Origin of the sequence: Snodgrassella alvi (genome assembly GCF_002777745.1) — a bacterium.
Classification (GTDB): domain Bacteria; phylum Pseudomonadota; class Gammaproteobacteria; order Burkholderiales; family Neisseriaceae; genus Snodgrassella; species Snodgrassella alvi_D.
This window is the reverse complement of record NZ_MEIO01000062.1, coordinates 20761-44413: the sequence shown is the minus strand read 5'-3', so window position 1 is coordinate 44413 and position 23653 is coordinate 20761. Positions and strand designations below refer to the sequence as shown.

The following is a 23653-nucleotide window of genomic DNA, read 5'->3' as shown; positions in this document are numbered from 1 at the left end:
TTTATTCAATACGCTCACCATGAATACTCACATCCATACCTTCGCGCTCAGCATCGTGATCAATACGCAAACCACGACAAGCAATTGCTACAATCTTAAGAATCAAATAAGTCATCACCACACTATACACGATTGTAATGGCTACATCCTTTATTTGTGCTAGCAACTGACTACCAACCGTAGCATCTCCCCCGAAGATAGTATTACTGAACAGCAGTCCGGTTAAAATTGAACCAACAATACCACCAAAGCCATGAATACCAAAAGCATCAAGCGAATCATCATAACCAAATCTGCGTTTTAAAAATACTGCTGCAAAATAAGCAGCAACGGCTGTTACCAGCCCAATCACCAGCGCAGCCTGTGGATCAACAAAACCAGCAGCGGGAGTAATTCCCACCAAACCGGATACGGCACCAGAAGCCATACCTAAAGCTGATGGCTTATGTCCGGCCAGTTTTTCACACAACATCCATGTCAATGCAGCAGCAGCGGCCGCAACCTGAGTAACGGCCATAGCCATCCCAGCAGATGCATCAGCAGCACCGGCAGAACCGGCATTAAAGCCAAACCAGCCCACCCATAACATAGCAGCACCGATTAAAGTTAACACCATATTATGTGGTGCCATCACATCTTTACCATAACCCAGACGTTTACCAATCACCAATGCTGCTACTAATCCGGCAACACCAGCATTTATATGCACAACTGTTCCTCCGGCAAAGTCCAAAACCGGCGTATGCGCATCAGCCATGAAGCCACCACCCCACACCCAATGACATACAGGAGCATAAACAAATGTTACCCAGAGACCAGAAAATAATAATAAAGCTGAAAATTTCAAACGTTCAGCAAAAGCACCGGTCACAATCGCAGTGGATATAATTGCAAAGGTCATTTGAAAAAACATAAATACCGACTCGGGAACAGTACCGTCTCCATTCACAATGGTAGTCATTTGTCTGGTTTGATCCAATCCCATACCACCAAGCATAAAACGGTCAAAACCACCAATAAATGCGTTACCCGGCGTAAAAGCAAACGAATAGCCTATTATCATCCACAGTACACTTACCAACGCAGCAACCACAAAACTGTGCATCATGGTGCCCAGCACATTTTTTTTACGTACCATACCGCCATAAAATAAGGCTAATCCAGGTACTGTCATTAATAATACCAGTACCGCAGAAGTCATTACCCATGCCGTGTTACCTGCGTTTATCTCCGACAGTGGCCGCCACCAACCAGACAAATCAGCAGCTAATAGTGGTAATGGCAATAACAGTACTGTGGCTATAACACAGTTTTTAATCCGATTCATTTTCCCTCCCTTATTGATTATCTGCTACTGTCTATACAGCTGCCGAGCCCGACTCACCGGTGCGGATTCGCACCACCTCATCTACAGGTGAAACAAAAATCTTGCCATCACCTACCTTACCCGTTCTGGCACTAGTAATAATGGCTTCAACAGCACGCTCTACCAGTTCATCCACCAACACAATTTCAATTTTAATCTTAGGTAAAAAATCCACTTCATATTCAGCGCCGCGATAGATTTCAGTATGGCCTTTTTGCCGACCAAAACCTTTTACTTCGGTTACTGTCATCCCCTGCACCCCTATTTCGGCCAAAGCTTCACGCACATCATCCAGTTTGAAAGGTTTAATCATCGCTGTGATTTTTTTCATATAACACCTCTTAATCGAAACCCACTACCTACAACCGAGCATTTCCAAACAACTTCATCTGGCTAAGTAGCTCTGTTTACGAGTAGCAAACACTAATTAATCAAACCATACATCTTTCCTTTAAATTTGCAAAGATGTATCAAAATTACTGGAGTATTGATTTTTATTTACCATTAATTTATTCATTAGTTTTTACTGTCACAACCCCAGTACAAACCATAGAACATAGTAAATACAACAAAGAATACAAAAAATTTAGAATATCTATTATGGATATTAATTTACAACAACGAATGATTATCCATACATTATTTCTTCTAATACCATATTTGGAACAAATTACATCTGCGGAAAAAAGTCGTAGAGATGTTATAAAACTACATTCTCAGAAATATATAATCTTCCTGACAAATGACACGCAAGTGGCATACATCAATCAGTTACTATCAGGTATAATTGCACACTAACAGTAAAATAAACACATACACATTATTCAGACTTTTGTTTCTATCAAGAGGCCAACATGCTAATTTGCAATCCATATGAAATTGTTATTCAGGGCATGACAAATAATAATAAACCTTTTCGCCCCAGTGACTGGGCTGAAAGACTATGCGGTGTTTTGTCTTCTTTTGATCAGGGGCACCGTCTGTCTTATCACCAATGGGTACGGCCGATTCTAGTAGACAATATCCGCTGTGTCGCCGTTGATCGCAAACTGGAGCAAATCAGTGCTACTGCTTTTAATTTCCTGATGGATTTTGCCCGTGATAATGATTTACGTATTCTGGATTGCAAGGCATTACTAGAAGAACAGGAACATAAACAGATTAGCTTAACAGACGCTGTAGCTCATGGAAATACCGATAAGAAACAAAAACAAGGAACGAATCCACATGCAGAAGCAGCAACAAAACCACACGCTCTGGTTAATCAATTACGCGAACTGACACCTGTAGAAACCACTTCTGCTTTTGCTGCATTACACCTATTACACTCTAATATTCGCGATATCACCCAATTTCAGGAATTAATACTGATTCAGCAAGCAGAAGGTTACCGATTGTTGGGAATATTTGAGGAGGGCAAGCAGAATGCCGTAACCGTTTGCGGTTTCCGTATTGTGACCAATTTTGTGGCCGGACGTCATTTACACATTGACGATCTGGCTAGCCATCATTCACCAATTGCTGATGAGCAGGTTAGTCAGATTTTTGAAGCGCTGAAATCAATTGCAGATAAAGAAAACTGTAATAGCATCCATGCTGATTCGAGTATTTCCTCAGACAACAATAATATGCATCATTTGTATTTGAAACATGGCTTTACTTTATGCAGCCATAAATTTAGCCTGAAACTTTCTTAAGCAAGCATATCAGAAGCATATGTATAAAAAGACAGAATATTCAATATTCTGTCTCTTCATTAACGAATATTAATCACCAAAACAGATTAATATGACATAATCTATAATTTCCGGCTATGCAATCTCAAATAAATAAAAATATTACAGATAGATTACATCAATCTTTTAATTCTCTAAAACCAATAAAAACCGGATTAAAGAACACTTTCAATCCGGTTAAATCTCAATAGACAATTCTTACTCTGCTTCTGACAGATAGCCACGTAACTTCTGCATTGCTTTCGCTTCAATCTGACGGATACGTTCAGCAGATACTCCATACTCACCAGCCAGATCATGCAGGGTTAACCCGCCATCATCTGCCAGCCAGCGACTTTCAACAATATGGCGACTGCGATCATCCAGTTTAGCCAGTGCTGTCTGCAAACCTTCTGTCTGCAATGTATAATTTGCCTGCTGCGCCAGCACTTGCGTTGGTTCGGTAGTGTTATCAGTTAACCAGTCTATCGGAGCAAAGTTATCTTCATCATCATTTTCTGCCAGTAACGACATGTCCTTACCGGTCATGCGTTGTTCCATTTCCAGAACTTCAGAAAGTTTTACGCCCAAATCATCCGCAATCGACTGCGCTTCTTTATTACTCAATGCGGCCATGGATTTACGCATACTACGTAAATTGAAAAACAGCTTACGCTGTGGTTTAGTGGTAGCCACACGCACTAAACGCCAGTTACGTAAAATAAATTCGTGAATCTCAGCCTTAATCCAGTGTACGGCAAATGAAAACAGACGGACGCCACGGCTTGGCTGAAAGCGTTTTACCGCCTTCATCAAACCAATATTGCCTTCCTGAATTAAATCTGCCTGATTCAAACCATAACCATCATAACCCCGTGCAATAGAAACCACTACACGCAAGTGAGACAAAATTAATTTTTTAGCGGCCTCTAAATCCCCTTCGGTCTGGCGTACCGCCAAATCCTGCTCTTCTTCAGGAGTGAGCATCGGAATATTGTTTACGGTATGAATGTATTGCTCCAAACTACCATGCCCGGTCGGCACGGGTAATGCAAAAGCGGTATTCATGCCTGTCCTTTCTATGTGTGCCCAATTATTTTAATTACTCCAGCCGCAACACGATAACACGTTGTTTGTTACAGCAAAACCAATCAATCAATAACTAAGCTGGTAATTTATCATTGTAATTAAAATAAGAATGTACTTCAATTACTATTTATGATTTGTTCATTATTGGTAAAGTAATGTATATCGAAAATTTCGATTGTATAAATTAATCATTATACACATCAAACTGGTTTACTCAATGGCGGCAGCGTCCATAAACATAGATAATGAATAGCAAAAACAAGCTGATAAAAGCCAAAGGCCAGCTACTACCTAGCCACATATATGGCGTACTACCTTGATAACCAGCTATCTCACCTTCCAATACAGCCGCTGTATCAGGCTTAAGGTATGCCACGACTTGCCCTTTGGGATTAATAATGGCTGTCATACCTGTATTGGTTGCACGTACCATATAGCGCCCAGTTTCTAATGCTCTTGCCTGTGATTGCTGCAAATGCTGCTCCATGGCATGTGAATGTCCATACCAAGCCATATTGCTTACATTTGCCAGCAGACTGGCCTGACTGGCCGCCGCGATTAATTCATCGCCAAAACCATCTTCATAGCAGATATTAAAAGCAACACGTTGATTAGCCAGTTCTAATGGTGCCTGAACAGAACCGCCTCTAGAGAAACCAGCCAGTGGCATATCCATCCAACGATACAGCCAGCCCAGAAATAGTGGCAATGGTATATATTCACCAAATGGAACCAGATGGTTTTTAGCATAGTAAGGTAACCTAGCTCCAGACGGAGAGGCAGTAAAATTAACTACTGCATTCAGGTAACCGGTTCCATCTTCAGTATATTGGGGTATACCTGCTGCCAATGCTGAACCATGTTTACGTGCAAGACGAGTAAATAGATCCAGTTGTTCTGGTGGCATATCCTGTCGCATTACCGGAATGGCTGTTTCAGGCAGAATCACAATACTTGCATGCGTACTGGCTATCTGATCAAGATAACGCTGTAGTGTCGGCTGTAACGAACGATCATCCCATTTAAGTGATTGTGGAATATTGCCTTGCGCCAGCGCGACTGTTGCATGAGTACCATCCGCCTGTGTAAAGTTGCACTGTGATAAAATTATTCCTAGCAGCCACACGCTTATCAAGCTGACGCCACAGCCAATCCTTATTTTGTTTCTTTTTGCCAGTAACAATTCAGCCAACCATGCTCCACTAGCAACAGTAGCCAGTGTCACCAGAAAAATGCCACCTACTGGCGCAAAGCCAGCTAGAGCTGAATCTGCTATCTGACTGTATCCCCAGATACCCCAGCCAAAACCGGTTAGTGCGCGTTCTCGCGCGAATTCAGCCAGTGTCCATAAGAGCGGTAATACTACAGTATGGCGGATTGTATTGGAACAACTGAATTTCCCCAGTAACCAGAATACCAGAGCAGGATAAATAGCCAGATAGGCTGGTAACAGCATGGTTAGTGGCCACGCTAAAAACTGTGGTAATCCGGCAATATCATGTAAGGCAATGTCTATCCAGTGCAGTAGTACTGTATATGCTGTTAACGCCCATAGATAGACAGAACGAACCCGCCATTGTGGTCGTGCAGTCTGTAAAATCAATAAGACTGCCAGCAAAACAGGTAATAGCCAGTAATGATAGTAGGGAGCAAAGGCAAATGGCACCAGAGTTGCTGACAATAATAACAGTGGCCAGTACACCCATGCTCTTGCTAGAACTGCATGATATTTCATACCAAAAGAGTGCTGCTCAGGCATATCCACTTGATTAGTCACATAAATCTCCAAAACATTTAGCCTGACAAATTAAATCTGCTTAAATTATTAAGCTAGTGTTAGCAAAGACTCGTATTTATCAGCCTGAGCAAATGAGCTTTTAAATGTATCTGCTATGGACTGCGCAGCTACTATTCAGCGATAGTATTATTTTGCTACCACTCTTAAAGCAGAATATTTCAGAAGCAGTTCCAAACCAATGGTATTTCAATACACAACTATATAAATCACATTAAATATTAATGAGTATTATTTTTTACAGTTACCATTAAGGTCTGTAAACGTCGTGCATCGGCTCTGGCTACAGTGAAATTCAATTTACCGATAATAATTTTTTCACCTCGTACTGGCATGTGACCTAATTGCTGAATCACTAAACCACCGATAGTATCTACTTCATCATCAGAATAATCTGTACCAAAAAATGCGTTGATGTCTTCTATTTCGGTAACAGCATTCACACGAAAACGCTCAGCGGATACTGCAAAGATATTATCGGCACTATCATCTTCATCAAATTCGTCCTCAATATCGCCGATAATAGGCTCAATTACATCTTCAAATGTCACCAGGCCTGATGTACCACCATATTCGTCGACAACAATAGCCATGTGATTACGTTGCTCACGAAATTCTTTTAGCAGTGTATTCAGAGATTTGCCTTCAGGCACAAACACGGCTGGACGCAGTACCTGTTCTAGCTGGAAATGTTCACCTCTACCCCAGTATTTAAGTAAATCTTTGGCGTGCAGGATACCTAGAATCTCATCTTTATCCTCACCAATCACTGGAAAGCGTGAATGGGCTGTATCAATAATATAAGCAATAATTTTATCTAACGGATCTTCTATTTTAATCACATCCATCTGGCTGCGCGTTATCATCGCATCACGCACTTCCAGATCAGCAAAATCCAGTACATTTTCCAGATATTGTAAGGTATCCGCATCAAAAACCTGCCGCTCATGTGCTTCCCGCAGTGTCTGTAATACTTCTTCTTCAGTATCTGGAGCCTCTCCAGATATACGATTTACCAGTCGTTCAAAAAATCCGGGTTTCGACGAACTTTCGTCCATAATTAATATTCATCCTGTGCATATGGATTCGTATATCCTAACTGATGCAGGATACGGATTTCAAGCGCTTCCATGATTTCGGCTTCATCATCATCAATATGATCATAACCCATCAGATGCAAAACCCCGTGAACAGTCAGATGGGCATAATGTGCTATTAATGGTTTATGTTGCGCCATCGCTTCTTTTTCTACTACCTGAGGACAAAAAACTAAATCGCCATTAAGTCCTTCGCTATCCGGTAAATACATGTCTTCACCTTCATTGAGGGCAAAGCTTAACACATTGGTTGCATAATCTTTGTGGCGGAAATCGTGATTGAATTGGCGGGCTTCTTCTTCATCACATAATAATATAGCAATGTTGGCACGCTTATAACTGTTTTTACATGTTTGCCATATCCATTGCCGCCACTGGCTAAGAACCGGAACTTGATCAATACTACTGCGATTATCAACATTTAGATTGAATATTTGATTCAAATGCTGTAAAACTGGCTTTTTCTTAGCTACTTTCATTTAAATTAGTTGTAATCCTGATGCTTATATTTTAGCAAGCGCAGCTGATAAATGCACTATTCTCGCCAACTCTGACCCTAAACACTGTCAAACTGTTTTAATCAAGTATGGTATTTAGTTCAAATTACAATCAATCTTTATGGAAAAACTATTGAAGCAAATCTATGCGCTTATAACAAAGTTTATTATAATTAATATATAAATAAATTTTTTACTGCTTAATCTATATTTCTCATTGGCATTTGTTTGGCTTGGATGCTTTATGCAACAACCAAATTTATTTTTATCTTACGATTAGGATATTTATTACATCAAATAATATGGTTGAATACATCAATACAAAAAATACATGTAGGAATATTACTGGCAAACAAACCTAATTAGCCTAATAATTGTGTAATTGTGAAAACAAATTCGCTAACAAAATAAAATCCATAAGTAAACTCAGTTTTTTATTTTAAAAACATAAATCTACTTATGGCAAAAGACATCTGGTAAATTGATTTTCCTTTAAAAGATTATGAGTTGCATTGCTGCTTTCTAGCAGCTATCAATTTACTTCTGAATATAACAAACTACTAACCCTGCCCAATTGCTAAAAACAGGGTTTTCATCATAAATAATCAGTTAGCGTAAGATATCTACGATGCTGCGTGCTGCGCGACGAGCATCCAGTAAAATCAGACCCAGCTTAGCACCTTCATTGGCAGTTACCGCCAATACGTTGGTATCCCCTGCCTGGATCAGCAGAATATAGCCATGCTTACCTTTAACCATAACCTGTTCCAGCTCATCACACTGTAATTCACGGGAAGTTCGGTTACCCAAAGCAAGCAGAGCTGCAGCCATTGCACCAACGCGGTCTGGATCAACACCATTCGGTAACAAGGTTGCTACCGGTAGACCATCGGAGGAAATTACAGCAGATGCGGTAATGTCAGCCGAAGAGCTGTTTAAGTCGCTTAATACCGAAACCAGTAATTGTTCTTGCATCTTGATGTCTTTCTATTGATGTTATTCATTTACCACATGAATGTCTTCACCAGCCAATACATACAGGCCGCGTACCATAGTGACGAAAGCTTCACTGTTAAGTAATGGCAATCCGGCTGTTACCAAAATATTTTTGGTATTCCCAATATATAGAGGGAAGAATGTTAATTCACTCTGACCGGCAGGATCACAGATCCCGATAGCGTTGTTGTAGATATTGAGGTTATTTTTAATCAGCAGACTGTGTTTTTCAGTCAGTCGTGTTGCCTCACTGGCCAGATTAGCCACTTCTTCGGCAGTTTCATGATTAAAACCGACATTAGCAAAGTAGAAGCCATCCTGATCAACCAGCAGTGCCTTATGGCTGTCAGACAGTTGACCCAGAATATCGTCAAATCCATCAGAAGTTACCTTAACCAACTGTGAGCTGGGTTTGGCTTCTCCATATAGGAATTCCAAGCGTTGCAAACGGTATAACAAATTCAATGCAGTATGAACATCATCTGTTTCAGCCCATTGCTTCAAACGCTCCTCTGTTAATTTAGCGTTAATATCTGCCTGCAGAATATTGGCCAGTAACATACGGCTGGCACTGTGACTTGGGCTGGAGACAGCATAAAATGCCCCCGCCGGCATCACTTTCGGATATAAATCATGATGTAACTGTAATGTAGAATCCATACTGACTACCCTTCCAAACCTGGATCAATAGAATACAGCATAGCAGTAACCAGTTGTTTCACATCGTCTTCATTACGGGCATCAACCTCAAATACAGGTACATTGAGATTGTGCTGTGCCAGATACTGCTGATAAACATCCACACCTGGCTGTGGATTTAAATCCATTTTAGTAACCCCAACGACAACCGGAGCATCCTCCAGTAAATCGTGAAAAGAAGTAAGAAAAAATTTCAGGTCTTTTAGTGGATTCTGACGAGTGTTATCTAGTAACAGAATCAAACCCATGCTACCTTTACTTAGAATGCTCCACATAAAATCGAAGCGTTCCTGACCAGGTGTGCCATATAAATGAACTTTAGTATTTTCATCCAACCGAATGACACCATAATCCATAGCGACAGTAGTATAACCTTTCCTGTCTTGTGTCATATCCGATGCACTGGCATCAGTCTGTACCGGAGGATCATCCGATAATGCAGCGATAGCAGTTGTTTTTCCCACCCCAACTGGGCCGGTAAAGATAATTTTATTTTCAACCATAATTACTCCCTGCTTAGGTATTAATTGCCACGCAAGCGACCCATCAAACGTGCCAGTAAACCTTTCGGCTTGTCTTCATCGCTTTCATTATGATCTGCCGTTTGTTCGCCACTAGCAGTTGGTTTTGCAACAGCCTGTGGTGCATTCCGGGTCAGAATCATTTCTTTTTCCTGTTGCGCAGGAGAATGTGTCAACGGCTGCTCAATACTCAGGGAACCGATTGAATAAGTAGCAGCTATATAGTTTAAGACATCTTCCAATGAAACTGGCAACAGCTTATATAAAGTGTTAAGTGCTACAGGTGTACGCACCAGAAAAGCTGACAGGCGCATAGATTCAGGCAGATAAGCCAAGCGGGTCATATTTGGCCAAGCTTTCAGCTTGATAATTGTATCAGGTGTAATAGGATCAATCAGGCGACCACGAGCCGTCCAAATTGACAACTGCCATATACAGGACTGTAAAGTCAGTTTAGCTTTATCATGCAACTGTGCGGTTGGCGCAGATGCAGGAACAGCCTTTGTTTGCCATTCAACATCTGATTGCATGCATAATTGTTGTAAGGCATCACTTTCTACGGCCAGTAATACTTTTTCAACACTTGGAAAAACAATCAATACAGGTTTGTTCTCAAACAAGATTGCAGTATCTTCAGTTTGCTGCGCCAGCTTTTGCACCATGCCCAGCAATGTTCCCTGTGTATGGAAGCGTACTACACTTACTGATTGCTGCGTATGATCCGCAGTATTTTGCTGCTGTTGTGCAGTATGTGCTACGGTTTGTTCACTTTGTTCACTGGCAGCTTCCTTCTGTGCCGCTGCTTTATCAGCTAGCCAGACACCATTGCCCTGCTGTAAATTACGCAAATGCTGAAACAGGGTATCAAATCTGATTGGTTTCATCAGATAAGGTGCTGTGAATGAAGGCGAATTGCGACCAAAAAAGACTACTACAGCATCAGGAAATTTCTTTTTTACTTTTTGCCATACCGCTTCACCATCGGCTGCATCACCATCTACCAGAATCAGTTCGGGCTGTACATTATCTTCAGGCTGAACCAGCTGGTAGTTCACGCTATTGTACATTTTGAATGCCATGCGCAACATGGCTGTCTGGCGATCATCCACATTGACGAGCAAAACATAGGCAGTTTTTACTTTGGGTATTGAATTGTTCATCATTGATTTTGCACACCACCGTGGTTAATACGTTTCAATAATTGACTCATAGCAAGTACAACTTCTTCAGGTGGCGTCTGAATTTCAGCACGGATTACCTGTAACATTTTTTCCAGACGTGTCCATTCTTCTGCACGTTCATATAAGTCAAATAAAGTAATGTAGAGCTGTGACTCCTGTGGATAAAGCAAGACTGATTTTTCCAGTAAATCCATTGCTTCATCAAACTGACCAAAGGTAAGCAGCGATTCTACATCACGCAATACACGCTCTGCCGGTGTTTCGGCTACATCACTATCCGAAGACGCCTTGTCAACCAGAGGCAGGCGTTTAGCCTTGAGTGCACTGCTGTTCATGGGCAGATAGCCCTGCGTTACACCAATATCACGCAGTACGGTTTCGTTTGGCTTGGTCTCAAGCTGCTCCAGCATCGGATGCTGCCCCAGACTATAGCCCCAGCCCAACATACGTTCTTTTACGACATTACCATACTGTCCCAAGGTATAATACAATCGCCACAGATGTTGGGCGAATACATTGATATTATTATGCCGGTAATCCAGCACCAATGCATCAATAATCAGCCCAGCAGGTTTTCTGGATGTTTTAATGGCTTTGTTCAAGCAACGGATAGCAGCATCATAAGGCAATTGCTCTTTCAGTAATGCATAACTATTTTCCGGTTTAGAGAAGCTCAATAAGACATCACGCTCGTCGCCACGAATTTTGAAGTTACCTAGATTACCTTCAACCAATAATTCATGTGGCTGTTCAGTAATATTTTGGGCATTACTGGCAGACTCAACTTCTGGTCTGGGATCTTCCGGTTTTTTGTCCTGATTGATACCAACTTCTTTTTCAGTTTCCTTAACATCCCATTGCAGCAGTTCTTCAGCCAGCACACGCAAACCCAGATGATTTTCATCCAGCGCAAGACCTTGACGTATTAAATTTTCCAGTTCAGGCCGTTGCAGATAATTTCGATACTGGTCAATTACTTCGGCAAGCTTGTCTGTATTTTTGGCATCTAGACACAGTCCAGCCAGCTCATTGACCAGAGTATTGGCCATTGCCGGACTCTGCTGGTCAGCATTCTGATCCAGATATGAAGCAAGTGAATCAGCTGCTTTCTGAAAGTAACCAAACTGTTTATAAACCTTATACTCTGTAAGGTGATCTACTGTAGCAACAGAAACTGTAGCTTTATCTGCTCCTGGCGCCTGCCAATCCCAGTCTTCATCTGCCAGAGGTTCTGCGGCTTCTTCGCCGGCAGACGCCGACTGAGCATCTGTAGCCTTGCCTCCAGTACTTTTATTACGTTTGGATGCAGATTGTTTTTTGCGGGCAGCACTTTTGCCTTTGGAACGTCCTCCCGCTTTCTGCCGTTTTTTGAGCACAATCAATACAACCAGCAAGATGACTAAAAGGGCAATTGGTAAATATAATTCCATAATTTACATCCCTTTTATTGTAGTTAACTGCCAGATGCATGAGCGCATGGTTAAATGCATGTTTTTCATTTAGGGTAACGCTTCACATACAATTGTCAATACTCAAAGTATTTTACCTTAACTTGCATTTATCCGCCAGATTTTTATTTAACTTGTGGCAGGATTCCATTAGGTAACAGTTGCCAAACGTAACCCGGATATTTCATTTTACCGGCCAGAATACCGGCTTCATCGCCATATCCCCAAAAATAATCCACTCTTACTGCACCGTTGATGGCACTGCCTGTATCCTGTGCCATTAATAGCCGGTTTAATCCATAGCCACTGGCCGGATGAGTTGTTGCCACAAATAATGGTGCGCCAAGGTTAACAAAATGGCTGTCCACAGCAGCAGAATAACCTTTAGTAAGCGGTACGCCTAATGCGCCTGTTGGTCCGCTGGCAGGTTCTGCTGATGTGCGAAAGAAGATGTAGCTTGGATTTTGTCCTAATACTTCAGCCAGTTGCTGCGGATGTTGCTGTAACCATGCTTTGATGCCCTGCATTGAGGTCTGTGCTAGAGGTAAGTAACCTTTGCTAGCCATGTATTTACCAATCGATGCATAAGGATAGTCATTTTTATCGGCAAAACTAAGACGCAACATCCGTCCATCTGGTGTCTTTAATTGCCCTGATCCCTGTACATGCAGAAAAAATAGCTCTACCGGATCATTGGCATAACCCAGAATGGGAGCTTTGCCGTTGAGTGCGCCGGCGTTGATTTGTGCGCGGGTGTGATACGGAACAAACTGATTACCGTTTATCCGACCTTTCAGTGCCCGTGTTTTTTCATTCAAGGGAAAGGAAGCCAGATTGGCTGTGTAATTCCCACTGGGCGTAATGACGCCACTGTTTGTTCCAGTCAGGCGGATATGTACGGTTCCATGACGTTGCCCTGAATTGAGCGGCACAACAATAAAATCGTTGGGAATACCATAAATAGGAAAGCGTGCTTGAGCTGTCTGTCTGGTATCGCCTAGCAACATAGGTTCGTAATAGCCGGTGACTGTGCCAGCCAATTGTCCGTTCTGACTGATTTGCCAGGGTGTGAAGTAAGTTTCAAAAAATGCTCTGGCCTGATGATTGTGTCTGGTTGTGCGTGCGGCCTGCTGGCACACAGTTTGCCAGGCTGGCTGCATCTGTAGCTTGCTGCAACTGGTTTTAAATGCTTCTAAGCTATCAATAAATGACTGGGCAGACCACTGTGGCAGTTCCTGATAAGAGACAACCCGATAGCTGACTCCGGCTTTACCCGGAGTATAAACATAATTTGGTGGGAGGGGCTCGCCAGCTGGCAGTGCACTACCACCACCAGAAAGAATACTGTTCACTGGTTTATGACTGAGGGTACAGGCTGCAAGAAATAACACATTGAACCACAGCACCCAACGGCGAATTGAGCAGAATTTCATTGATGGCATGATTTTGACATATTCTTAAATAGAAAGCGATACGGATACAAATTGTATTTTTTGTATCATTATGACAGCCATCCGCACTATTAAACAAGAATCACTGGTGGTCATATTTTTCATCAGGATATCCGCTTGTAAACAAACGGAAGCTGAACACTCTGTTACAATAGCTTTTTTAGTCAAATCTAATATCTTGCTACGCCATGAGTAAACCCACCCTGACACCGATGATGACGCAATATCTGTCTATTAAGGCTGACCATCAAGACAAACTGCTGTTTTACCGGATGGGTGATTTCTATGAGCTGTTTCTAGATGACGCTGTTGAAGCTGCCCGTTTGCTAGATATTACTCTGACTACTCGCGGACAAATTAATGGAGAGCCCATTAAGATGGCTGGTGTGCCCTACCATGCGGTGGAACAGTATCTGGCCAAGCTGGTAAAGCTGGGCAAAAGTGTGGCCATCTGTGAGCAGACAGGTGAAGTGGGAGCAAATAAAGGACCGGTTGAGAGGCAGGTAGTGCGTATTGTTACACCAGGCACGCTGACTGATACGGCCTTGCTGGAAGATAAGGAAACCAACCGTATTGTGGCCGTTTCTTTGTTGAAAAAGCAGCTTGGCGTAGCTTGGTTATCGTTACAGAATGGAGAATTCTGTTGCAAAATTATTTCGCCGGAAGCTCTGCCCCATGAACTTGCTCGCTTGCAGGCTGCGGAAATCCTGTTATCTGATCAGACACAGGACAAGCTGAATCTAGCCAGCCATGACCGGCAACTAACCCGTTTACATGCATGGCAATTTGCGGCTGATACAGGTGCCCGTATGATTCAGCGCTATTTTGGCAGCCAGGATTTACGTGCTTTCGGTTTGCGGTCAGGAGAACATGATGCAGCTATTGGGGCAGCAGGAGCTTTGCTGAATTATGTGCAACAGACACAAATGCAGCTACCCAAACACTTGGATAGCCTGACACTGGAGCAGGAATCCGCTTATATCGGCATGGATGCGGCCACACGGCGTAATCTGGAATTAACTCAGACGCTAAGCGGCCAGAAAGCGCCGACACTATTTTCGGTTCTAGATCAGTGTGCAACGCATATGGGTAGCCGTCTGCTGGCGCAGTGGCTGCACCAGCCGTTACGCCGGCATGAGCAAATTGTAGCTCGCCAGCAGGCGGTGGCTGCACTGGCACCACAGTGTGTGCAAGTCACTGCAATGTTAAATCAGGTGGCAGATATTGAGCGTATTGCTGCACGTATTGCTATTGGTAGTGCACGACCAAGGGATTTATCGGCTTTGCGTGATAGTCTGGCTGTTTTGTCAGCTTTTCGTTTGGAGGAGTCTGATCAAAGTAGTCTGGTACAGACTCTGCTGGAGCAATTTCCGCCGGCAGCACCTGTCGCCCAGCAATTAACTATGGCTATTATGCCTGAACCGGCAATATGGTTGCGTGATGGCGGGGTGATTAATGACGGCTTTGATGCTGAGCTGGATGAGCTGCGCCGCTTGCAAAATCATGCGGATGAATTTTTGCAGCAATTGGAAAGCCGGGAGCGTGAGCGCACGGGCTTATCTAGTCTGAAAGTTGAATTTAATCGTGTGCATGGTTTTTATATTGAGTTAAGCAAGGTACAGTCTGAACAGGCACCGGCAGACTATCAGCGACGCCAAACTCTGAAAAATGCTGAACGTTATATCACGCCTGAATTAAAGGCTTTTGAAGAGAAAGTATTGAGTGCGCAGCAAAATGCACTGGCCCGGGAAAAGCAGTTATATGATGCTCTGTTATTGCAATTACAGGCCGAGCTGTCGCTATTACAACGTTGTGCCCGCGCTGCCGCTACTCTGGATGTATTAACCACGTTAGCCAGTTATGCTGATACTGAACATTACTGTTTTCCAAAGCTGGTGAATTATCCATGTCTACAGATTAGTAATGGCCGCCATCCTGTTGTAGCGGCACAGGTTAAGCAGTTTACCGCTAATGATACCCAACTTGACGATAAACGCCGGCTGATGCTGTTAACTGGTCCAAATATGGGTGGTAAATCCACATATATGCGACAGGTGGCTTTAATTGTCTTATTGGCGCATATTGGTGCACCTGTGCCGGCAGACAGTTGTACTCTGGGAGAGTTTGATCAGATATTTACCCGCATTGGGGCTTCGGATGATCTGGCGGGCAATCGCTCTACCTTTATGGTGGAGATGTCGGAAACAGCCTATATTCTGCATCATGCTACTGACCGGTCGCTGGTATTAATGGATGAAGTTGGCCGTGGTACCTCTACTTTTGATGGTCTGGCTTTGGCTCAGGCCATTGCTGAACATCTGTTGCAAAAAAATCATAGCTATACTCTTTTTGCCACTCATTATTTTGAGTTAACACAATTACCGCAACAGTATGCCCATGCATTCAATATGCATCTGGCTGCACTGGAGCAGGGACAGGATATTGTTTTTCTACACCATATTGAATCTGGACCAGCCAGTAAAAGTTATGGGATAGCGGTGGCGAAACTGGCCGGCTTGCCTGCACGGGCATTAAATGCTGCTTATCGGTATTTACAGGCACTGGAACAGCATGCGGCCAATGAGCAACCTCAACTGGATATGTTTCAGGTTCAGTCTGAATCAGAAGATATGGCAGAGACTGAGCAGCCAAATACTGATGCTGATAATTCTTCTGTAAGTATGATTCCGGCGGATTTATGCGCGCAGCTAAATGCTCTGAATCCTGATGAGTTGACACCCAAAGCGGCACTGGCAGCAGTATATGATTTGGTACATTTCTGGCAAAATTATCAGAAAAATCAAAAATCATAGTAAAAATCCGCATGAAAAATCGGCTTTATGATTGACATTGCGCCGGTTATCCGTATAATGACTTTCTTACCAGACGCGGGGTGGAGCAGCATGGTAGCTCGTCGGGCTCATAACCCGAAGGTCGTAGGTTCGAATCCTGCCCCCGCAACCAGATTTTAAAATGCCCTGTTACAACAGGGCATTTTATTTTGCCTGTTTAATTTGAAGAATGACTTACTCAATTGCAATTATGGTGTAGGTAGGCAGATATTCATCCGGCTATATTATTTTGTTGCATGCCGTTTTATACGGTTTTATAACTAATGACTTTACAAAAATCTGCCAGGTACAAAACAGACCAGTAAAGTTTATGTAATGTTGCTAAATATTATTCTGAACAGAATTTAGTCCATTTTTCTGCCAATAATTACTAATATAATATCTCTATGATGTTTCTGGTTGTAATCAGGATTTCTGGTTAACCTGTAAATTAAAGATTCTTATCTAGAATGCAGCTAATTCATTTTTATGTCTGTTCTGCAATTAAGGTGATAATGAAATCTCATGTATTTATCAAGGTATTTTTCTGAGCATTGCTTCAAGCAAGTTATAAATCTAAAAATTGATTAGCAGTTATTTTTATTTATAACAAATCATTTTTGTGTTTGTTTCTCCATTGACTAATATGTCTAGAACGGGAATCAAAAGTTTTCCCATTCAAGCAATCCATATTCTCATTGTATGGATGTGATGCTTTAGCTTATTAAATCGCATGGCTGGTTTCCAGTGACCAGTAAAGAATGATTATTCTTCTGATTATAGCCAAGACCATTATCGATTAGTTTATCAGTATTGCGATGTTCGCTTTTATACTTTCCTTTTAAATAGTATATAACCTGCATTGGTATGGTTTAAGTTAAGAGCCATTTATATTAATGATGTTTTTACTTATGGATAGGCTAAAGTTAATTTAGCGATTTCTGCTGGTGTATTACAAGCAAATTACACTAAATCTAGCCACTACAAGGCTACGCTGACGGATATTTTAAAACCGTTTAAATTAACTATGAATATGTGCATGCCAATTATCAACCTGTATCTGTAGTGTCTGGGACAAATAATACACCTGAAGCAGATTAGACGATGGCATTGGATGAAATTAATGAGAGTGCCTAGAACTTTATTTGCTGGATTAGAAGATTACACATATTGATGTCATTCTGTTGCGGGATAAGTTGATCTGTTTGCTTAATCAAATAGCGGTAAACATATAAATATAAATTGTAGATATTAGCGATATAGACAGGAAGCATTAAGGATCGCGTTCATTTGCTCTGAATGAATTAACCTGTCTGGTCAAATTGTTGTTTATTCATCACTGGATTAATTTCATTGTTTGCTTTTTTCGTTCATGTATTTGTAACAATGCTGTTTACTGTTCGAGTTGGGATTAAGAATGCTGCATGTTATTTCAGCTGACTTTTTTGACATCTGGATAAACCCAGAGTTTCTGTTCATGCACTTCGGCCAGAAAGACTTCTTCCAGTTTCTGCCCCTGACGGTTGAGTTCTTTTTTCAGCCATTCTTCGTCATGTCCTAATGCTTCCAGACTGGGATAATTAATTACACCATTTTCTATCACTACTACGGCCATGGCTGGGTCACCTTTTTTGACGACTGTCATCTGTCCATTATATTCAAACCAAACATCACTGAGTACTTCCAGACTGGGATAGCCACGTTGATGCAATAACATGATGAAATCGCGGATAGACAGTTTGGCTTTGCGAAAGTTCTGTGATAGTACGATGCCATTTTCCATTAAGCGTACTGAGGTGCCATCGACAAAGTCTTTGGCGATATTGCGCTTGAATGTGACATAACGTACGAGTAATAACAGCCCTGCCCAGAAAATGGATGCACTCATCAGTAATGTTATGCTGATGGATGGGTTATATAAAGGGCCACCGATAATCGCTCCCAAAACCACATTACCTACTTGATCAATGGCAGAAATCGGTGCCAGAGACCCTTTACCGGATAAATTGATGTACACCAGCAATATGCAGAATGCAACTAACATTTTGAAGATGATATTGATATAGATGGGGTTCATTATGGCTTCCTTTGTCTGCATAACAGGCGTTTTATCTAGGCATGATTTGCATGGATTGTCTTTTACAACCGTAGCGTTTTGCCAGATATTGTGCTGATACTGTATCTGTTATGCCTGAAGCAGGCTATGGTAGCCAACTGTTTTTTATGATTTATTTACATTATTTTCCTCATGTATTTTGTTTTTTTCATAAAGGCAATTATTGTAATTGCGTGTTTAAGTGTAGCTGTTATGGCAATTTGCGGGCTGTGTCTGGCAGGCAACCATGAATATATCTGGTTGCCTGTAGACGACTATAAAGGTTTGAAATCAAGTTGGGTAAATATTCGCACCGGATTACCGCGTGCTATCTGATGATGGTGCTTGTGCTGCGCGGCTTTATGTTTTGCCTGTAACTGCTGCGCCTGTTGTGCCAGTTTATGCTGAAGCAGCAACACAGCGAGTTTTTTGTTGGCATGCTGGCTACGCTCAGTTTGCACTTTAACGCTGATACCACTGGCTACATGGGTGGCTCTGACTGCCGATTCGGTTTTGTTAATATGCTGACCACCGGCTCCAGATGCGCGCATGGTTTCAAAGACAATTTCATCTGGCTGCTGCTGAACAATCGGGTCAAAACAGCTTGCTCCGATAAACCAGTTTTTGCGTTTGTGCTTTGGGCGATAAGGGCTGGGGCAAATCCATTGAATGGTGCCCTGCCACCTATCAGACAATGCCTTGACCTGAGCACCTTCCAAGGTAACCAGTACTGAATGCAGCCCGTGTTTAGCTGGTTCCTGTTCCACAATTTCTACTTTAACCTGCATTTGTTTGGCTTCATATTGTAAGCGTGCCAACGCTTTTACCACTGCCAGACAGCATTCTGCCGGTCCGTAAGCGGCAGATAATTGCAAGAGTTGCATTATTTTTTCTCCGTTTGAACTTTATAGGTGATTACCGGTTTGAAGCGTGCTATTGGCCGGATTAAATCGGCCTGAACCATGGCAGCAATGACACTGTCGATTGATTTATAGGCTTGTGGTGCTTCTTCATACAGGAGCTCACGGTCGCAGCAGATTACTCGGCTGCCATGTACGGTACGGGTGAGCTGGTCAGCTGTATAGCGCCCGTCCAGTCTGCCTTTGCAGGCTGAGCGCTGCCATTTGCGTCCGGCACCGTGTGCCAGTGAATACAGTGCGGATGCTGTGTCCAGTGGCTGTACCAGATAGCTGAAGTCACCGCGTGAGCCCGGAATAATCACCAGTCCTTTCGTGGCTGTTGCGGCACCTTTGCGATGCAGCCAGCCGCATTCACTGTTAATGGTGACTGGCTCAATAAAGTTGTGGCTAATATCTACCAGCTTTTGTCCCTGTGCGCGCAGGTTGACCAGTATGCGCCGGCCAATCAGCTCCCGGTTTTGTTGTGCATAATCCAGAGCCTGATTGTGCTGCATCAGGTAAGTGCTGCCAGCAACGCTATCGGCAACTAAACCCTGATGGCCATACTGGCGGATGTGCTTATCCAGAATCACACCGCCCAGACCACGTGAACCGCTATGCACCATCAGTTGCAGATGTTGCCGGTTTAAGCCAATTTGCCGGACAGTTTCCGGCGCATAAATGGTTTCCAGCATTTGCAGTTCGGCAAAGTGATTGCCGCCGCCAATGGTACCGGAAGCATACGTGTGTTCTGCAAGTGGCCGGATATCTGGCCACAGGCTGATGCATTCTGCTTCAGACAGGGGCTGGTCGATATTGCCCAGACGTTTAATCAGTTTGGCCTGATTCATGGCATGGATTTTTACTGTGGTTTGCCATAATGACATACCGCAGCCGATATCACCGCCAATGAGTGCCGGATAAAGATATTGTGTAGTAAAAAAAGCAGCACCTACCGGATAACCGCGGCCGGGGTGTAAATCCGGCATACCGGCTACGTATTTAATGTTAGGAAGTGTTGCTGTTGTTTGCAGTTGCTGGATGGCTTCGCCCTCTAACCAGAGTTCTGGTGTTGCTATCAGGGTGATGTTGTCCGCCAGCGGCTGAATAGAATTGCCCATTCTGATCCGTTCCAAATTATTTTATTTTGGTAATAAGCAAGCAATAGTCAGCCATGTTCATTAGAAATGAACAGGATTAGCGTGCTGAAGAATAAATTGGCAGGCCGCAGCCAAGGATCAGGAGATGATTAACCCCGGATTGACCTGCAAGGGATAGGTAGTACAAACATAATTATTCCTTTCCATTGCAATGTTGATGATTTGATAGAGTGGCGTACTGTAAATTATGTTTTACAGGTAGTCAAAAATAATCAGCCGTTTTTATTCTGATAGGCTGATTATGATTAATGATGTGTGGCTATTTCACTACTGTTTGGCTATTTTGGGCACTTTTGTTATGAGTTTATTTTAAGCTTAAAAAAATAATAAACAAATTGATCAGCAATTTGATATCCCACCTGTATATATAGGGCTCTTGCCTTGTGATTGTCACTGGCGGTGCATAATGAAATGCCACTGTAGCCACCATCACGGGCAAATTTTTTGCGTATTGCATGAGATGAGCGGCGATGCCTTTTTGCCGGCAGCTTGCAGGGATATATAAGTCGTTGAATATTATAGTTGGCGATATTGGTAAGGAAGAAAAGGAAAAATATGGCTGTGCAAATTCGCAGGCTTGTTGCTGATAATAAGCACTGAAAATGGCTGAACTCTGCGTTTCTAGTCTATTCTGAATAGATTTTTATGCTTTCTATTTGGTTGTCTATCATGCTGTAAGCTGGCGATAGCAGGCAAACAGTAAAGCAGCATTATCAATGCTACCCTAATGCAAAAAATAATCACAAATGCATCAACAATTTATCGTACAAATATTGATTATGCGGATACATATTTTACGATGATAACCCGTGCTTTGGTTTCGACTGATATCAGTGTTTCCTGCATGATTTGCAGTGCCTGCTCCGAACTGAAGCCACCTGAACCGGCGCCAATCAATGGAAAAGCAACAGAAGCATAGTTCTGAGTATTAACAATATTCATGGCGGAAATAACTGATGTGCGAATTGAATAAGCACTGGCGCGCCAGAACATGTTGATGCCGGCTACATGAATAATGGCTCGATAGGGCAATTTACCGGCACTGGTAACGACTGCGGAACCTAATTTGAGCGCTCCTGCTCTGCCCAACTGGCGAAAGGGAGCGTAACCGGCTTTTCGCTTGATGGCACCGGATACACCCTGTGGCAACAGTAACCACCATGGAATGATGTTCCGGTTCCATGCGTTGACGATAACATCAACAGGTTGTTCCAATAAATTTCCATAGACGATTTCAGGCTGCATGGTGAATTTTTCCGCAAAATTTCTGTTTATACTAATGCCCACATCTAAGCATTTGTTGTATCTGTTACTGCCTGTAGCACTTCTTGATGGCTAGTCGGGCATATTATTGTCTGTCAGTGTGGCATGCTTATGTTTACAATAACTGATTGCAATTACAAATACAAGATAAGGAAATCATTTATGGCACAGTTTTTTGCTATCCATCCTACTGATCCGCAGGAACGACTGATTGCTCAGGCAGCGGATATTGTTCGTCATGGCGGTGTGATTGTTTATCCAACTGATTCCTGTTATGCACTGGGTTGCCAACTGGGTAATAAAGAGGCAATGGAACGGATTCTGCGTTTGCGTGGTATTGATCAGAAACACCATCTTACGCTGATGTGCCATGATCTGAGCCAACTGGGTGTTTATGCCAAAGTAGATAATAGTCAGTTTCGCTTGCTCAAAGCCACGACGCCCGGCAGTTATACTTTTATTTTACAGGCGACTAAAGAAGTACCTGCCCGTACGCTGCATCCAAAACGTAAAACCATTGGTTTACGTGTACCGGATAATCGGATTGCACTGGCGTTATTACAGAATCTGGGTGAGCCGATGTTATCGTGTACGCTGATGCTGCCACATGAAAGTGAACCTTTAACTGATCCGTATGAGATACGCGACCAGCTGGAACATACAGTTGATTTGGTGATAGATGGTGGCTGGTGCGGTACGGAACCGACAACGGTAATCGATATGACCGAGGGTATTTCGCTGATACGCGCAGGCAAAGGTGATACGGCCGTATTTGGTTTGTAAAGAACAAACTGGTACTATGTTGTGCTCAGAGTGGTAGTTTTTATTTATGTTTTAAGGATTTTACCTTGGAGAAAGTTGATCTAGCTTTTTTATTGCTGGCCATTTTGCCGATTTTACTGGCCATTACTCTTTCGGAAGCGGCCTGTGGCTATATGGCACGTTATTGTGGAGACCGTACGGCTGAGACGATGGGGCGGCTAAGCCTGAACCCGGCCAAATACATTGATATTATTGGAACGATTATTGTACCGATCTTTACACTAATTGTTTTACATGGTTTTTTTATGGTTGGCTGGGCAAAGCCGGTACCGATTGACCCGCGTAATTTCAAGGACCCGCGTAAAGGTGAACGTCTGGTAGCTATTGCCGGCCCTCTAGCCAATCTACTGATGTGTGTATGCTGGACAATTGTGGTGATTATCAGCAACTGGGTACCAGAATACTTTCAGGAACCGATGGCACTGATGGGGGAACTGGGTGTTCTGTTTAATGCAGTATTCTGCTTTTTCAGTTTACTGCCGATCCCACCGCAACCCGGTGCCCGTTTCGTTAACAGCTTTCTGTCGCCACGTGCTTCGATGCAGTACCTCAAGCTGGAACCTTATGGCTCATGGATTCTTATATTTATGATTATCAGCGGTTTAATGTCGCCTATTCTACGACCGTTTATCAATCTAATTATTTCGATGATGTCATTTTTAATTAATCTATTCTGAGTATTTCAAGTAATGACAAATAGTATCGGGCCGCAGACTGTATTTCTGCGG

Annotated in this window: 20 protein-coding genes and 1 tRNA gene; 5 read left to right on the top strand and 16 right to left on the bottom strand. The window is 42.7% G+C overall.

Features of this window, described 5'->3' with window-relative positions; all coding sequences use genetic code 11:
* Position 1: 1 nt before the first annotated feature.
* Positions 2–1327: an ammonium transporter gene (locus BHC51_RS10715; protein ID WP_100124013.1), complete on the bottom strand. Its 1326-nt coding sequence runs from the start codon at positions 1325–1327 to the stop codon at positions 2–4.
* A gap of 31 nt (positions 1328–1358) precedes the next feature.
* Positions 1359–1697: a P-II family nitrogen regulator gene (locus BHC51_RS10710; RefSeq protein ID WP_100100571.1), complete on the bottom strand. Its 339-nt coding sequence runs from the start codon at positions 1695–1697 to the stop codon at positions 1359–1361.
* Positions 1698–2220: 523 nt separating this feature from the next.
* On the opposite strand from BHC51_RS10710, the gene BHC51_RS10700 reads away from it, so the two are divergent.
* Positions 2221–3063, top strand: coding sequence for a DUF3579 domain-containing protein (locus BHC51_RS10700; protein WP_100153997.1), 843 nt, complete (start codon positions 2221–2223; stop codon positions 3061–3063).
* 237 nt (positions 3064–3300) lie between these two features.
* Here the strand turns inward: BHC51_RS10700 and rpoH are convergent, their stop codons facing one another.
* The 10 genes from rpoH to mltA form a co-directional block, all read right to left on the bottom strand.
* The gene (gene rpoH / locus BHC51_RS10695) at positions 3301–4149 is read right to left on the bottom strand and encodes an RNA polymerase sigma factor RpoH (protein ID WP_100100573.1); all 849 of its coding nucleotides are present in this window, start codon (positions 4147–4149) and stop codon (positions 3301–3303) included.
* Between the two features lie 235 nt (positions 4150–4384).
* Positions 4385–5905 carry an apolipoprotein N-acyltransferase gene (lnt, locus tag BHC51_RS10690; RefSeq protein ID WP_100154035.1) on the bottom strand — a complete coding sequence of 507 codons (1521 nt, stop codon included), beginning with the start codon at positions 5903–5905 and terminating at the stop codon, positions 4385–4387.
* 281 nt (positions 5906–6186) lie between these two features.
* Positions 6187–7023: an HlyC/CorC family transporter gene (locus BHC51_RS10685; RefSeq protein ID WP_100100574.1), complete on the bottom strand. Its 837-nt coding sequence runs from the start codon at positions 7021–7023 to the stop codon at positions 6187–6189.
* A gap of 2 nt (positions 7024–7025) precedes the next feature.
* Positions 7026–7541, bottom strand: coding sequence for an rRNA maturation RNase YbeY (gene ybeY, locus BHC51_RS10680; RefSeq protein WP_100124019.1), 516 nt, complete (start codon positions 7539–7541; stop codon positions 7026–7028).
* A gap of 627 nt (positions 7542–8168) precedes the next feature.
* The gene (locus BHC51_RS10675) at positions 8169–8534 is read right to left on the bottom strand and encodes a roadblock/LC7 domain-containing protein (protein ID WP_100091176.1); all 366 of its coding nucleotides are present in this window, start codon (positions 8532–8534) and stop codon (positions 8169–8171) included.
* A 21-nt stretch (positions 8535–8555) separates the two neighbouring features.
* Positions 8556–9215, bottom strand: a complete 660-nt coding sequence (locus BHC51_RS10670) for a peptidase M23 (protein ID WP_100100576.1) — start codon at positions 9213–9215, stop codon at positions 8556–8558.
* A gap of 5 nt (positions 9216–9220) precedes the next feature.
* Entirely contained in the window at positions 9221–9757 is a 537-nt protein-coding gene (locus BHC51_RS10665; protein ID WP_100100577.1) for a GTP-binding protein, read from the bottom strand.
* A 20-nt stretch (positions 9758–9777) separates the two neighbouring features.
* Positions 9778–10938, bottom strand: coding sequence for an alpha-glucan phosphorylase (locus tag BHC51_RS10660; protein WP_100124020.1), 1161 nt, complete (start codon positions 10936–10938; stop codon positions 9778–9780).
* Positions 10935–12386, bottom strand: a complete 1452-nt coding sequence (locus tag BHC51_RS10655; RefSeq protein ID WP_100100579.1) for a hypothetical protein — start codon at positions 12384–12386, stop codon at positions 10935–10937. Before BHC51_RS10655 ends, BHC51_RS10660 begins: the two co-directional genes overlap by 4 nt.
* A gap of 143 nt (positions 12387–12529) precedes the next feature.
* Positions 12530–13846: a murein transglycosylase A gene (mltA, locus tag BHC51_RS10650; protein WP_257384811.1), complete on the bottom strand. Its 1317-nt coding sequence runs from the start codon at positions 13844–13846 to the stop codon at positions 12530–12532.
* A 197-nt stretch (positions 13847–14043) separates the two neighbouring features.
* On the opposite strand from mltA, the gene mutS reads away from it, so the two are divergent.
* Together mutS and BHC51_RS10640 are read left to right on the top strand one after the other, a co-directional pair.
* The gene (mutS, locus tag BHC51_RS10645) at positions 14044–16668 is read left to right on the top strand and encodes a DNA mismatch repair protein MutS (RefSeq protein WP_100100581.1); all 2625 of its coding nucleotides are present in this window, start codon (positions 14044–14046) and stop codon (positions 16666–16668) included.
* A gap of 74 nt (positions 16669–16742) precedes the next feature.
* Positions 16743–16819: transfer RNA gene (locus BHC51_RS10640), tRNA-Met, on the top strand.
* A 1299-nt stretch (positions 16820–18118) separates the two neighbouring features.
* Here BHC51_RS10640 and BHC51_RS10635 read toward each other — a convergent pair.
* The 4 genes from BHC51_RS10635 to BHC51_RS10620 form a co-directional block, all read right to left on the bottom strand.
* Positions 18119–18763 carry a DUF421 domain-containing protein gene (locus BHC51_RS10635; RefSeq protein ID WP_180296493.1) on the bottom strand — a complete coding sequence of 215 codons (645 nt, stop codon included), beginning with the start codon at positions 18761–18763 and terminating at the stop codon, positions 18119–18121.
* A 293-nt stretch (positions 18764–19056) separates the two neighbouring features.
* Positions 19057–19665, bottom strand: coding sequence for a peptide chain release factor H (prfH, locus tag BHC51_RS10630; protein WP_100100583.1), 609 nt, complete (start codon positions 19663–19665; stop codon positions 19057–19059).
* Entirely contained in the window at positions 19665–20801 is a 1137-nt protein-coding gene (locus BHC51_RS10625; protein ID WP_100100584.1) for an RNA ligase RtcB family protein, read from the bottom strand. The genes prfH and BHC51_RS10625 overlap by 1 nt, the downstream gene beginning before the upstream one ends.
* Before the next feature lie 816 nt (positions 20802–21617).
* Positions 21618–22085: a macro domain-containing protein gene (locus BHC51_RS10620; RefSeq protein ID WP_100100600.1), complete on the bottom strand. Its 468-nt coding sequence runs from the start codon at positions 22083–22085 to the stop codon at positions 21618–21620.
* Positions 22086–22265: 180 nt separating this feature from the next.
* Here BHC51_RS10620 and BHC51_RS10615 point away from each other — a divergent pair, with 180 nt between their 5' ends.
* Entirely contained in the window at positions 22266–22886 is a 621-nt protein-coding gene (locus BHC51_RS10615; protein ID WP_100100585.1) for an L-threonylcarbamoyladenylate synthase, read from the top strand.
* 65 nt (positions 22887–22951) lie between these two features.
* Positions 22952–23602, top strand: coding sequence for a site-2 protease family protein (locus tag BHC51_RS10610; RefSeq protein ID WP_100100586.1), 651 nt, complete (start codon positions 22952–22954; stop codon positions 23600–23602).
* Positions 23603–23653: the final 51 nt, after the last annotated feature.